Below are 13,248 nucleotides of genomic sequence, written 5' to 3' on the forward strand. Positions count from 1 at the left end.
TCCCGACCCTTGAAAAAGGTACTGCGCTGTCACACATCATGAGCATGGAAAAGCACAAAGCAATAACCGTGACCGCGCGCTATGCGATCGGCGATATCGTTCGCCACCGTCTGTATCCGTTCCGCGGCGTGATCTTCGACGTCGATCCGGAATTCGCGAACACGGAGGAATGGTATGAAGCCATTCCGGAGGAGTTGCGGCCGCGCAAAGACCAGCCCTTCTATCACCTCTTCGCCGAGAACGCGGAGACGGAATATGTGGCCTATGTTTCCGAGCAGAACCTTCTGCCGGACGACAGCGGCGAACCGGTGCGCCATCCGCAGGTGCCGGAAGTGTTCGAGTGGGTGTCGGACGCGAAACGCTATTCGATCCGCCCCGGTCTCGAGCACTGACGCGTCAGCCGCCCGACTCGCCTTTCCTTGCCGCGATCTCGGATATCGCACCGGCAATCGTTTCGGGGTCCTGAGCACCCATCACGGCATATTTGTTGTCGATGATGAAACACGGGACCCCGCTCACACCCATCGACTGCGCGAGCGCGATCTCCTGCTCGACGGCCTCCCGGTCGGAATCGCTCGCCAGAAGCGTTTCGACGATCGACCCGTCCATTCCGCATTCACGGGCGACGCCGAGGAGAACGCCGTGGTCGGCGATGTTCGCCCCTTCCAGGAAATACAGTTCGAACAGGCGATCGACGACGCGCGCCTGAACGCCCTCGCCCGCATTCTGTGCCCAGCGGATCAGGCGGTGGGCGTCGAGCGTATTGGGCGAGACCCTAATCGCATCGAAGCGGAACGGGATGCCTTCCATGGCGCCTGCTTCCTCAATGTTGCGGTAAAGCGCCCTTGCACGCTCCAGTCCGCCGAACTTCTCCGCCAGATAGATATCGCGATCCTTGCCTTCGGGCGGCAACGTCGGATCGAGCTGGAAGGGGCGCCACTGGATCGTGACGGCGATCGCCGGATCGAGTTCCGAAAGCGCCTTCTCGAACCGCTTCTTGCCGATGAAACACCAGGGGCACATCACGTCAGAGATGATGTCAATGTGGATCCCGGTCATTGTACCGACCACCATACCGGGAACTGGTAACCGTAGAGCGGAGTCTTTTCCGGGAATTTCAGGTGGTCCCAATAGGCGACCCAGGATTCGCGGATGTGGTAGAGCGGGATGACGTATTGGCCCGAGATCAGGATGCGGTCGAGGGCGCGGACCGCGGCGGCGAAATCCTCGCGGTCGCGCGCGTTGATCAGCGCCTGGATCATCGCGTCGATCGCCGGGTCGGACGCGCCGGCATAGTTGAACGTGCCTTCGACATCGCGCGATTGCGACCCCCAGCGCCAGATCTGCTCGGCGCCGGGCGACAGCGAAGCAGACAGGGTCGCGGCCGTCATGTCGTAGTCGTAACTTTGCCGCCGGGCCTGAAACTGGGCGTCGTCGACCGTGCGGACGGATACGTCGATCCCGAGCGCGCCGGCGGTTCGTTTGTAGGCGAGCGCCATCTTCTCCTCGCCGAGGCCGGACGTCATGATCTCGAAGGCCAACTGCTTGCCATCCTTCATCAATTTCCCGTCCTGAATCGAATAACCCGCTTCCATCAGTTTCTTCAGCGCTGCGCGCAGGACATTGCGGTCGCGGCCGGACCCGTTGGTTTTTACCGGGTGGTATGTTCCGTCCATCACCGAGGGCAGGACGGCATCGGGGAACGGCGCCAGTAGCGCCTTTTCGCGCGCATCGGCGGGGCGGCCGATGGCGGAGAGCTCATCGGAGTTCTGCCAGAAAGATTCCGTGCGCGTGTAACGGCCGGAGAACAGGTTCCTGTTGACCCATTCGAAATCGAACAGCATCGCCAGCGCCTGGCGGACATTGCGGTCGGAGAACTGCTCGCGGCGCGTGTTGAAGAAGAAACCGAGCATGCTTTGCGGCTTGTTGGAGACGAAGGAGGCCTTCTTCACCTTGCCTTCCTTGACGGCCGGAAAGTCGTAGGCCGTCTCCCACTGGGTCGGATCACCTTCGGGATAGACGTCGAACAGGCCCTTCTTGAAGGCCTCGAACAGGGCCGTCTGATCGCGGAAATATTCGACCGTGATCTTGTCGTAGTTATCGAAGCCACGCTTGGACGGAAGATCTTTCGCCCAATAGTCCGGATTGCGCCTGAAAACGATCCGCGTGCCGGGTTCGACGCTGTCGACGAGATAGGGACCGCTGCCAACCGGCGGCGTCAATGTCGACTGATCGAATGTCGCGACGTCGGTCGCATGCTTCGGCAGGACCGGCATCATCGCGATGATCAGCGGGAATTCGCGGTCCGCCTTGTCGTTGAAGGTGAACTTTACCTTGTTTTCGCCGGTCTTTTCGATCTTTTCGATCTTGTCCATCCGGCTGTTGTATGGCGGTCGGCCCTTTTCCGTCAGAACCTGGTAGGTGAAGATCACGTCTTCCGGCGTGATCGGAACGCCGTCCGACCACCGCGCCTTCGGATTGATCGTGAACTCGGCCCAGGTTCTGTCGGGATCGGTCTCGATCGATTGCGCGATCAGCCCGTACATGGTGAAGGGCTCGTCGCGCGAGCGTTGCATCAGGGATTCATAGACGAGATTGCCATAGTCCGGGTCGACGATGCCGCGCGCGGTCGTGCGCATGCTGGCGAGAATGAACGGATTCAGATTGTCGAACGTGCCGCGCACGCCATAGGTGATCGATCCGCCCTTCGGCGCGTCGGGATTGGCGTAGGGGAAATGGGTGTAATCGGCGGGCAGCGCCGGCTTGCCGTGCATGGCGATGCCATACATCGGCTCGGCGCCCGCATTCGACGCCATGACGGCTGCAACCAAAGCGAAAAATCCGAACCAGCGGCTGATCCGAAAGCCCATATGCGCTTCTCCATGTGTCGGCATCGTGCAGATTCGGAAACTAACACGGGCATTGGGCGAATTCAGCACCGGGCGGGAAATTCATCACATTCACCACGCGGGGCTGGAATTGATAGCGTTGCATGTGTATCACACCGCGCGAAACGCCTCGTCATGGTGTAGCCTTAATTACACAGCACCGGTCCGCTCGACCGAATATCGCAAATAAAAAGGATGCAGCTTCATGCGCGCCAATTTGATCAAGACAATTGCCTTCCTGATGTCAGCGAGCGTCGCTGCGGCGGGCGCGGTGTCGTCCGCCTCCGCACAGCAGCAGAACGCACAGCAGCAGGTGCCGCAGGGCTGGTTCAAGGTCTGCTCGAAACAGGAAGACAACGACATCTGCAACGTCCAGTTCATTCGCGCCGCCAATACCGGCCAGTTGCTGACCGCCGTGAACCTTATCCAGATCACCGGCAAGGTGAACCGCGCCATCTTCCAGATCGCCGTTCCGACCGGCCGCGTCATTCCGGCCGGTATCGGCATGCAGATCGACGGCGGACAGACCCAAAAGATCAACTATGCGATTTGCCTGCCGGATCGCTGCATTGCCGAAGCTCCGCTGACCGATGCGCTTGTCGCTTCGCTGAAAAAGGGCGGCGAGCTGACGCTCACCTCGATCAATTTCCAGAACCAGCCGAACCCGATCCAGGTTTCGCTCTCCGGTTTCACCGCCGCGTTCGATGGCGAGCCGCTGAAGCAGTCGGAAGTCGAAAGCCGCCAGCAGCAGCTGCAGCAGGCCATCGAGAAGCGGCGCGAGGATTTCCAGAAGCGGCTGCTCGAGGAACAGCAGAAGGCCAAGCAGGGCAACTGAGTACCTGTCACAGCAATCAAAACAAAACGGGGCCGCGAGGCCCCGTTTTCGTTTCCGGAGTGCGGTTTTCTATGCGGCCTTCTCGGTCACCGCCTCGGCAAGACGCGCAAGCTTGGTCGCGAGGATCGCGCTGCCCGCCAGACGTTTCGCCGGAGTCGGCCAGTCGCGCGAAAAGAAGATCGACTGGTCGGGCCGGATCTTCGCCATCGAGCCCTGCTCGCCGATGAAAGCGACAAGCCCGGCCGGATCTGCGAATTCCTTGTTGCGGAACTGGATCACGGCACCCTTCGGGCCGGCGTCCAGCTTCTCGACATTGGCCTTGCGGCACAGCGCCTTGATGTAGACGACCTTGAGGAGATGCTCGACGTCGTCAGGCATCGGCCCGAAGCGGTCGGTCAGTTCCGCGCCGAATGCGTCGATATCCCTGATCTCCTCGAGTTCGCCGAGCCGGCGATAGAGCGACAGACGCAATTGCAGATCGCCGACATAGGATTCCGGGATCATGACGGAGGTTCCGACCGCGATCTGCGGCGACCACTGGCCGTGGTCGTCGACCACCTCGCCCTTCATCTCCATCACCGCTTCCTCGAGCATCTGCTGATAGAGCTCGAAGCCGACCTCCTTGATATGGCCCGACTGCTCCTCGCCGAGCAGATTGCCGCCGCCGCGAATGTCGAGATCGTGGCTGGCAAGCTGGAAGCCGGCCCCCAGAGAATCGAGCGACTGCAAAACCTTCAGGCGCCGTTCCGCCGTCTTGGTCAACATCTTGTTGGCCGGCAAGGTCAGGAGCGCATAGGCGCGGACCTTGGACCGGCCGACGCGGCCGCGGATCTGGTACAGCTGCGCCAGGCCGAACATGTCGGCGCGGTGGACGATCATGGTGTTGGCGGTCGGGATATCGAGACCGGATTCGACGATCGTGGTCGACAGCAGCACGTCATAGCGCCCGTCGTAGAAGGCATTCATGATGTCGTCGAGTTCGCCCGGCGCCATCTGGCCATGGGCGACCGCGACCTTCAGTTCGGACACATGCTCGTCCAGGAACGCCTTCACGTCCTTGAGGTCGGAGATGCGCGGGCAGACATAGAAGCTCTGGCCGCCGCGATAGCGTTCGCGCAGCAGTGTCTCGCGGATGATCAACGGATCAAACGGCGACACGAATGTGCGCACGGCAAGCCGGTCCACCGGCGGCGTCGAGATCAGCGACAATTCGCGCACTCCGGTCAGCGCCAGTTGCAGCGTGCGCGGAATCGGCGTCGCCGACAGCGTCAGCACATGGACGTCGGACTTCAGCTCCTTCAGCCGTTCCTTGTGCTTGACGCCGAAATGCTGCTCCTCGTCGACGATCACCAGACCCAGGTTCTTGAAGCTGATGGACTGGCCGAGCAGCGCATGCGTGCCGATGACGATGTCGACGCTGCCGTCGGCGATGCCCTTCTTGGCTTCGGCGAGCGCCTTCGGCCCGGCGAGGCGCGAGGCATGGGCGATATTGACCGGCAGGCCGCGGAAGCGCTCCGAGAAGGAACGGAAATGCTGGCGGGCCAGCAGCGTGGTCGGCACCACGACGGCCACCTGCACACCGTTCAGGGCCGCCACGAAGGCGGCACGGATCGCAACCTCGGTCTTGCCGAAGCCGACATCGCCGCAGACCAGCCTGTCCATCGGCCTGCCGGCGACGAGGTCGCCGACAACGGCGTCGATCGCGGTCAACTGGTCGTCGGTTTCGTCATAGGGAAAGCGGGCCGAAAATTCATCGTAAAGGCCTTCCGGCGGACGCAGGACCGGTGCGGTGCGCGTTTCGCGGGCGGCTGCGATCCTGATCAGATGCCCGGCCATATCGAGCAGGCGTTTCTTCAGTTTCGCCTTGCGCGCCTGCCAGGCGCCGCCGCCAAGCCGGTCGAGCACGGCGGTACTGGCATCCGATCCGTAACGCGACAGGAGTTCGATGTTTTCGACCGGCAGGAACAGCCGTCCGTCGCCGGCATAGACGATCTCCAGGCAGTCATGCGGCGCGCCTGCGGCTTGAATAGTGCGCAGGCCGACGAACTGGCCGATGCCGTGGTCGACATGGACGACGATGTCGCCTTCGGCCAGCGCCGAGGCTTCCGAGATGAAATCGGACGCCTTCTTACGCCGGCGGTGACGCACCAGCCGGTCGCCGAGAATGTCCTGTTCGGCGACAAGCGCGAAGGCTTGGGTCTCGAAGCCGTGTTCGATCGACAGGACCGCGGCCGGAATGCGGGTACGGTTGAACGCCATCGCGACGCCGATGCCGGACACCGTCTCGATGCCCTCGAGCGAATGTTCCTCCAGAATCTGGATCAGGCGGTTCAGCGAGCCCTCGCTCCAACCGGCCAGGAACACGCGCTTGTCGTTCGCCCTCAGGCCGGCGATGTGCCGTGCCGCCATGTCGAAGACATTGGCTTGCTTGTCGGCCCGTTCGAGCGCGAAATTGCGTCCGGAGGCGATGCCGAGGTCGAAGACGGTCACCCCGGCGGTTTCCGGCACGCCGAATGGCGACAAATCGATCGTCAGCCGGGTCGACGCCCGCTTGATCGCCTCTTCCGGCTGCAGGTAGAGCGAGTCCGGCGGCAAGGGCTTGTAGGGAACACCGTCGCCGCCGAGCGCGCCGTCCGACTGGCCTTGTCTCGCCTGATAATGATCCTCGATCATGGTGCGGCGCTCGGTCAGCGCCTCCCTGGTCAGGTTCTCCATCACGACCGGCGCGTCCGGCAGGCAATCGAACAGCGTCGTCAGTCCTTCGTGAAAGAGCGGCAGCCAGTGCTCCATGCCCGCGAAACGCTGCTGGCTGGTGATCGAGGCGTAGAGCGCATCATCGCGGGTCGGCGCACCGAACGTCGAGAGATAGCCCTGACGGAACCGCGCGACGCTTTCGGCCGTCAGCGAAATCTCGCTTGCCGGCTGGAGGATGAATTCCGTCTTCTGGCCGGTCGTGCGCTGGGTTGCCGGATCGAAGGCGCGCACGCTTTCCAGCGTGTCGCCGAAGAAATCCAGCCGGACGGCTTCCGGCGTTCCCGGCGCGAAGATGTCGAGGATACCGCCGCGCACGGCAAATTCGCCGACTTCACGAACGGTCGGGACGCGCTCGAAACCGGCCGTTGCGAGCGTGGTGACGATATCGTCCATGCGGACATGCTGCCCGGGTTTCGCCGATATCATTTGTCCGGCGATCGCGTCGGGAAACGGCATGCGCTGAAGGATGGCGTTGGCCGTCGTCAGCACGACCGCCGGAGACGGTTTCCCGCGCAGTTGCGCGAAACGCGTCATTGCCGCAAGGCGCCGCGCGGAGACATCCGATCCCGGCGACACGCGGTCATAGGGCAGACAATCCCAGGCCGGGAAGTTGATGACCTCGATATCGGGCGCGACGAAGGAAAAGACCTGCTCCCAGTCGGCAAGGCCCGCGCCGTCGCGCGCGACATAAATCACGGGACCGCCATTGGCCGCCGCCTTCGAGCACAATGCGTTGACGACGAAGGGTTCGGCTCCGGCGGCAACACCGGAAAAGACGACGCGCCCGGCGTCGGCCGGAATGTCGGGCACGTCGATCCAGCCTTTTTTGGCTTTCGCGCTCATGGCAGATCTATTCCGTGGAATTCGCAGATCGCACGAAACAGCGGGGTGTCGTGCGATGCCGGAACGGGCCCCTCGCCCGTGAACCACTTGAAAAGATCGCGGTCGAGGACTTCGAGCAGGTCCTCGAAAACCACCAGATCATCGGCCGTCATATGTTCCGAGTGCGCGTCAGCGAACTTGCCGAGCAGCAGGTCCATTTCCTTCATGCCACGATGCCATGCGCGGAATTTCGCGCGGCGGCGGCGCGCATCGAGGTCGGTGACGGTTTCCGGTCCGGACGGGATCATGGCTGCATCTTTGCGGTCAAGGAGGATGGACGCGATATAACGCCGGGACTGGCACTTGTCAGCCTTGATCGGCCCTTCACCGGGATTAAAGATGGCGGCATGCGCCCGAATGTCCTCGATCCCCTGTTTGCGCCCGTCAGCGTTGTCGACGGTATCGGCCCGCGGATCGCGAAACTTCTGTGCAACCTGCTGCCGGTCCCGGAATCGATGCAGGAACCGCGCGTTCTCGGGCTCGTCTTCCATCTGCCGCACTCGATCATCGACCGGCGCAAGCAGCCGGGGATCGCCTTTGCGCCGGAAGGCGCGATCGTGACGCTGAAGGTGCGGATCGACCGCCACCAGCCCTCGCCGCGCGGGCGCAGTAATGTACCCTACCGGGTTTTCGCCCATGACGAGACGGGCGAGATCGGCTTCGTCTTCTTTCATTCCAAACCGGCCTGGCTGGAAAAGACGTTGCCCGTGGGCGAGATCATGCTCGTTTCCGGCCGGGTGGAATGGTTCAACGGACGCCCGACCATGGTGCATCCGGACCATATCGTCAGCGAGGCGAACGCCGCCGACCTGCCGCTCGTCGAACCGGTCTATCCGCTAACGGCAGGCGTTTCGCCCAAGGTGTTGCGCAAGGCGATCCTGTCGGCGCTGGAACGCGTTCCCGACCTGCCCGAGTGGATCGATCCGCATGTCGTTGCAAAACATGGGTTTTCCGGGTTTCGGGAGAGCCTGGCGCGATTGCACGGACCGCGCGACGAGGCCGATGTCGATCTGCAGAATCCCGCGCGACGGCGCCTCGCCTATGACGAACTGCTCGCCGGACAGTTGGCGCTCGGCCTGGTGCGCCGGAAACTGAAGAAAACCGCCGGCCGCGTTTTCCAGGGCAGCGGCGATCTCGCCGCGCGCATTCGCGAGGCCTTCGGCCATCGCTTGACCGAGGCGCAGGAGCGCTCGCTTGGCGAAATCCGTATCGACCAGGAGAAGCCCGAGCGGATGCTGCGGCTTCTGCAGGGCGATGTCGGTTCGGGCAAGACCATCGTCGCGCTGCTTGCGATGGCGAACGTCATCGAATCGGGCGCGCAGGCGGCGATGATGGCGCCCACGGAAATCCTCGCCCGCCAGCACTTCGCATCGATCAGCCCGCTGGCGCGCGCCGCCGGGCTGCGCATCGAGATCCTGACGGGGCGCGAAAAGGGCAAGGCGCGCGATGAAACGCTAGCCGCGCTGAAGGCCGGCGACATCGACATTCTCGTCGGCACGCACGCGCTGTTCCAGGAAAGCGTGCAGTTTCGCGATCTCGGCCTCGCGGTCGTCGACGAGCAGCACCGGTTCGGCGTGCACCAGCGTCTGTTGCTTTCCTCGAAGGGTCAGCACTCCGACATGCTGGTGATGACGGCGACGCCTATCCCTCGGACGCTGGTTCTCACCGCTTACGGCGACATGGACGTCTCCAAGCTCGATACCAAGCCGCCGGGCCGCCAGCCGGTAAAAACCGTCACCGTTCCGCTCGTCCGGCTGGACGAAGTCGTCGATCGGGTCCGCAACGCCATCGCCAACGGTCAGAAGGTCTACTGGATCTGCCCGCTTGTCGAAGAAAACGAGGAGTTGAAGGTCGCTTCGGCGGAGGAACGGTTCGATACCCTGAAAAAGGTCATCAGCGCGCCGCTCGGTCTCGTCCACGGCCGCATGAAGGGCGACGAGAAGGACGCTGTGATGCAGGCCTTCAAGCAGGGCGACATCCGGCTTCTCGTCGCAACCACGGTGATCGAGGTCGGTGTCGATGTGCCGGACGCGACGATCATGGTGATCGAACACGCCGAGCGCTTCGGCCTCGCCCAGTTGCATCAGCTGCGCGGGCGGGTCGGACGCGGCAGCGATCATTCCACCTGCCTGCTGCTCTACAAGGAGCCGCTCGGCGAAGTGGCGCATGCCAGGCTGGCGATCATGCGGGAAACCGAAGACGGGTTTCGGATCGCCGAGGAGGACCTGAAGCTGCGCGGCGAAGGCGAAATCCTCGGCACGCGGCAATCGGGCGCCGCGAATTACAGGCTCGCCTCGCTGGCCGACCACGCCGATCTTCTCGAGATCGCGCGCGACGACGCCCGACTGGTCATCGAAACCGATGCCGATCTGCACTCGGAACGCGGCAAGGCACTGCGCACCTTGCTCTACCTGTTCGAGCGCGACGAGGCGATCCGGCTTCTGCGGGCGGGCTAGGCCTTCTTCGCGGCCTTGAGCCGGGCACGCAGCTTCAGCGCCATGCCTTCCTTGTTCTCCTGGCGCGCCCGCCCGAAGGCGACGGCATCGTCCGGGACGGACATGGTGACCACGCTGCCGGACGCGATGTAAGCGCCGTTGCCGATGCGAACCGGAGCAACGAGCGAAGAATTGGAACCGACGAAGGCATTTTCGCCGATTTCGGTCAGGTGCTTGCCGAAACCGTCATAGTTGCAGGTGATCGTTCCCGCGCCGATATTCGCCTTGGGGCCGATCACGGCGTCGCCGATATAGGTCAGGTGGTTGACCTTGGCGCCCTCGCCGATGACGGATTTCTTGACCTCGCAGAAATTGCCGACCTTGGAGCGTTCCCTGAGATCGGCGCCCGGTCGCAGGCGCGCGAACGGACCAACCTCGGCGCGCTCGCCGATGGTCGCTTGCTCGAAATGGCAAAAGGCGTGGATCCGCGCGCCGGACCGCACCGTCACGCCCAGACCGAAGACGACATTAGGTTCGATGACGACATCGGGTTCGATAACCGTGTCATGGCTGAGGAAAACGGTCTCCGGCGCGATCATCGTCACGCCACCCGCCAGCATGCGATCGCGCGCGCGGCGCTGCCAGATCGCCTCGACGGCCGCGAGATCGGCCCGCGTGTTGACCCCGATCACGTCCTCGACCGGCGCCTCTATAGCAACGACATCACGGCCCTGCTTGCGGGCGATCTCGACCGTGTCGGTCATGTAATATTCACCCTTGGCGTTGGCGTTGCCGACCGCGTCGAGGAATTCGAGAACATGGCGTCCGGAAAACGCCATTATCCCTCCGTTACAGAGGCTTATGCCTTTTTCTTCGTCCGATGTATCACGTTCCTCGCGGATCGCCAGCAAGTGACCGCCGGCCTCGATCAGCCGGCCGTAGCCGAACGGATTTTCGGGCCGGAAGCCGACGACGACGACCGCAGCGCCCCCGGCGAGCTTCGCGCGCGCTTCCTGCATGACCTGCGGGCGCACCAGCGGCGTGTCGCCGAACATCACCAGCACGTCGTCATAGCCCCTGGCGATCGCGTCACGCGCCGCAAGGACCGCATGCGCCGTGCCGAGTTGTTCCGTCTGCTCGTGGAAGCTGGCACCCTCCAGCGCACCGGCGAGCGCGTCGCGGACATCATCGCTGCCGTGCCCGACGACAACGGCGATAGCCTCGCTGCCGGCTGCCCGCGCGGTCTCCGCCACATGGGCCGCCATCGGAATGCCGGCGACCGGATGCAACACTTTCGGCAGGGCGGATTTCATCCGGGTCCCCTGACCGGCTGCAAGGATGATGGTTAGGCAGGTGCGCGCCATGGGTTCAGGCCTCCGGACGGGTAAGATATGCGGCTCAGCGAGCCGCATAGCGGGATTCCCGCGCAAGTTCCATACGACGTGACGGATTTCGGTATTCGCGCGCTTACCGCCGAACTTCGGAAAGACCAGAGACGGCCATCGTTTCACGGAATCGACGACCGTCCCCGACTCCTTGTTTTCACGCAATTCCGGACGGAATACCGGTTTCCACTTTTCCCGGAATTGCTTTAAGGCGGTCACATGTCGACCAACCAGCCTTCGCCCTCGCCGCTTCCCTATGTCGTGATGCTGGCATCGCCGCTCTTCTTCTCCACCAATCTCATTTTCGGCCGCTACGTGACCGGAGAAGTGGCGCCGTTCCTTCTCGCAACGATGCGCTGGGGGGCGGTCGCGCTGATCCTGTCCCCGCTTCTGGTCATGCACCGCGCGTCGGTCGTTCCGCTTGTGCAAGCGCAATGGCGACGGCTCGCCCTACTCGGAATCCTCGGCATGGGCATCTGCGGCGGCGGCATCTATCTCGCGCTGAAATATACCACGGCGACCAATGCGACGCTGATCTACACGACATCGCCGGTGCTGATCCTGCTGCTCGAGCGCATTTTCACCGGGCGGCGCAGCCATGCGCGCGAAGTCGTCGGCACAGCGGTCGCTTTTACCGGGGTCGCCGTCATTGTGCTGCGCGGATCGATCGAAACCGCCCTGTCGCTCTCGCTCAATATCGGCGACCTGCTGGTGTTCGCCGGCGCGGTAAGCTGGGCCGGCTATTCGATCCTCTATCGGTCCGAACCGGTCCGCCAGATCGGCAACATGCCGCTGTTCGGGCTCGTTGCGATCTTCGGGGCGCTCTCCAACCTGCCGGTCGCCCTGTGGGAAATCGGCCAGGGAGACGCCCTGCCGACGGCGCCGCACAGCTGGGCGGCAATCGGCGGAATTGTCTTCATCTCGTCGCTGCTCGCCTTTTCCACCTACCAGTTCGGCGTGCGCGCGCTCGGCGCCTCGATCGCGGGCGTCTTCATGTATCTGCTGCCGCCTTATGGCGTCGGGTTGGCGATCACCTTTCTCGGCGAAGACTTCCAGCCCTTCCATGCGGCGGGAATAGCCCTGGTCATGGCGGGGGTGATCATCGCGACCTTCCCGGCGAACCTGCTTCGCAGGCTGAAGGCGAAAACCGCCTAGCCGAGCGTTCCGAGAACGGGGAAACGCTCCAGCAACCAGAACGACATCGACTGCATGCCGCCGGTCAGGAACAGGATGCCGGCAAGCACCAGCAATCCGCCGATCACCTTCTCGACGGTGCCCAGATGGCTGCGGAACGACTGCATGAAACGCATGAACGCGCCCGAAAACACGGCCGCCAACAGGAACGGGATGCCGAGGCCGGCGGAGTAGACCGCCAGCAGCGCGGCGCCCTCGGCGACACTGTCCCTGGCGCCGGCCAATGTCAGGATCGGCCCGAGGACGGGCCCGATGCAGGGCGTCCAGCCGAAGGCGAAGGCAAGCCCCATGACATAAGCGGCAAACGGATTGGCGGGCGCGCCGCGCGTCTGGAACCTTGCCTCGCGCGAGAACAGGGCGATGCGGAAGACGCCAAGGAAATTCAGCCCCATGACGATGATGACGATACCGGCCGCGATCGCCAGCCAATCCTGATATGCACGCAGGAAGACGCCGATCGTGCTGGCTCCCGCGCCAAGCGCAACGAAGACGGTCGAAAAACCGGCAATGAAGGCGAGAGCGGCGGCAATCAGGGGCAATCTGACGGCCGCGACGGGCGCCTCGGCCACAGCGGCGCCATCCGGGCCTGGCGCGCCGCGAAACTGGTCGACGGAAACGCCCGCCATGTAGCACAGATAGGGTGGCACCAACGGCAGGACACAGGGCGAAAGAAATGAGATCGCACCCGCGCCGAGCGCACTGACATAGGAAACGTCGATGGACATGTATGCTCCGGTCCGGTGTCTGTCTTCGCCGGCCAATCGGCGGCCAGCGCCCGTCTCTTAGGACATAAGCGGCTCACGGTGAAATCACCATTGCGCGCGGCGTCGAATTGCCACGTTTTTTCAACCTCCGGCCGGTGAAACCGGGTTGAC

At 63.3% G+C, this 13,248-nt stretch carries 10 protein-coding genes; 4 read left to right on the plus strand and 6 right to left on the minus strand.

Annotated features, from left to right (window positions below):
* Positions 1-44: 44 nt before the first annotated feature.
* A complete protein-coding gene (hspQ, locus tag IG169_RS21165; protein WP_193178253.1) occupies positions 45-392 on the plus strand; it encodes a heat shock protein HspQ in 348 nt (115 codons plus the stop codon).
* Between the two features lie 4 nt (positions 393-396).
* On the opposite strand, the gene IG169_RS21170 is transcribed toward hspQ, so the two are convergent.
* Positions 397-1,059: a DsbA family oxidoreductase gene (locus IG169_RS21170; RefSeq protein ID WP_193178254.1), complete on the minus strand. Its 663-nt coding sequence runs from the start codon at positions 1,057-1,059 to the stop codon at positions 397-399.
* Positions 1,056-2,870, minus strand: a complete 1,815-nt coding sequence (locus tag IG169_RS21175) for an extracellular solute-binding protein (protein WP_428982275.1) — start codon at positions 2,868-2,870, stop codon at positions 1,056-1,058. The genes IG169_RS21170 and IG169_RS21175 overlap by 4 nt, the downstream gene beginning before the upstream one ends.
* Positions 2,871-3,093: 223 nt before the next feature.
* On the opposite strand from IG169_RS21175, the gene IG169_RS21180 reads away from it, so the two are divergent.
* Positions 3,094-3,723 carry an invasion associated locus B family protein gene (locus IG169_RS21180; protein ID WP_193178256.1) on the plus strand — a complete coding sequence of 210 codons (630 nt, stop codon included), beginning with the start codon at positions 3,094-3,096 and terminating at the stop codon, positions 3,721-3,723.
* Between the two features lie 69 nt (positions 3,724-3,792).
* Here IG169_RS21180 and mfd read toward each other — a convergent pair whose 3' ends face one another.
* Together mfd and IG169_RS21190 are read right to left on the minus strand one after the other, a co-directional pair.
* Positions 3,793-7,320: a transcription-repair coupling factor gene (gene mfd, locus IG169_RS21185; protein ID WP_193178257.1), complete on the minus strand. Its 3,528-nt coding sequence runs from the start codon at positions 7,318-7,320 to the stop codon at positions 3,793-3,795.
* On the minus strand, positions 7,317-7,607 hold the full coding sequence (locus IG169_RS21190; RefSeq protein WP_193178258.1) for an FAD assembly factor SdhE: 291 nt from the start codon (positions 7,605-7,607) through the stop codon (positions 7,317-7,319). The genes mfd and IG169_RS21190 overlap by 4 nt, the downstream gene beginning before the upstream one ends.
* A 99-nt stretch (positions 7,608-7,706) precedes the next feature.
* On the opposite strand from IG169_RS21190, the gene recG reads away from it, so the two are divergent.
* On the plus strand, positions 7,707-9,815 hold the full coding sequence (gene recG / locus IG169_RS21195; protein WP_193178259.1) for an ATP-dependent DNA helicase RecG: 2,109 nt from the start codon (positions 7,707-7,709) through the stop codon (positions 9,813-9,815).
* On the opposite strand, the gene glmU is transcribed toward recG, so the two are convergent.
* Positions 9,812-11,158: a bifunctional UDP-N-acetylglucosamine diphosphorylase/glucosamine-1-phosphate N-acetyltransferase GlmU gene (gene glmU / locus IG169_RS21200; protein ID WP_193178260.1), complete on the minus strand. Its 1,347-nt coding sequence runs from the start codon at positions 11,156-11,158 to the stop codon at positions 9,812-9,814. The genes recG and glmU overlap by 4 nt on opposite strands.
* A 240-nt stretch (positions 11,159-11,398) precedes the next feature.
* Here glmU and IG169_RS21205 point away from each other — a divergent pair, with 240 nt between their 5' ends.
* Complete coding sequence (locus tag IG169_RS21205) at positions 11,399-12,334, plus strand: DMT family transporter (RefSeq protein WP_193178261.1); 936 nt, start codon at positions 11,399-11,401, stop codon at positions 12,332-12,334.
* Here IG169_RS21205 and IG169_RS21210 read toward each other — a convergent pair.
* Positions 12,331-13,098 (minus strand): cytochrome c biogenesis CcdA family protein, encoded by a 768-nt coding sequence (locus IG169_RS21210; protein ID WP_193178262.1) that lies wholly within the window; start codon positions 13,096-13,098, stop codon positions 12,331-12,333. The genes IG169_RS21205 and IG169_RS21210 overlap by 4 nt on opposite strands.
* Between the last annotated feature and the right edge of the window lie 150 nt (positions 13,099-13,248).

The organism is Oricola nitratireducens, assembly GCF_014904745.1.
GTDB classification, from domain to species: domain Bacteria; phylum Pseudomonadota; class Alphaproteobacteria; order Rhizobiales; family Rhizobiaceae; genus Oricola; species Oricola nitratireducens.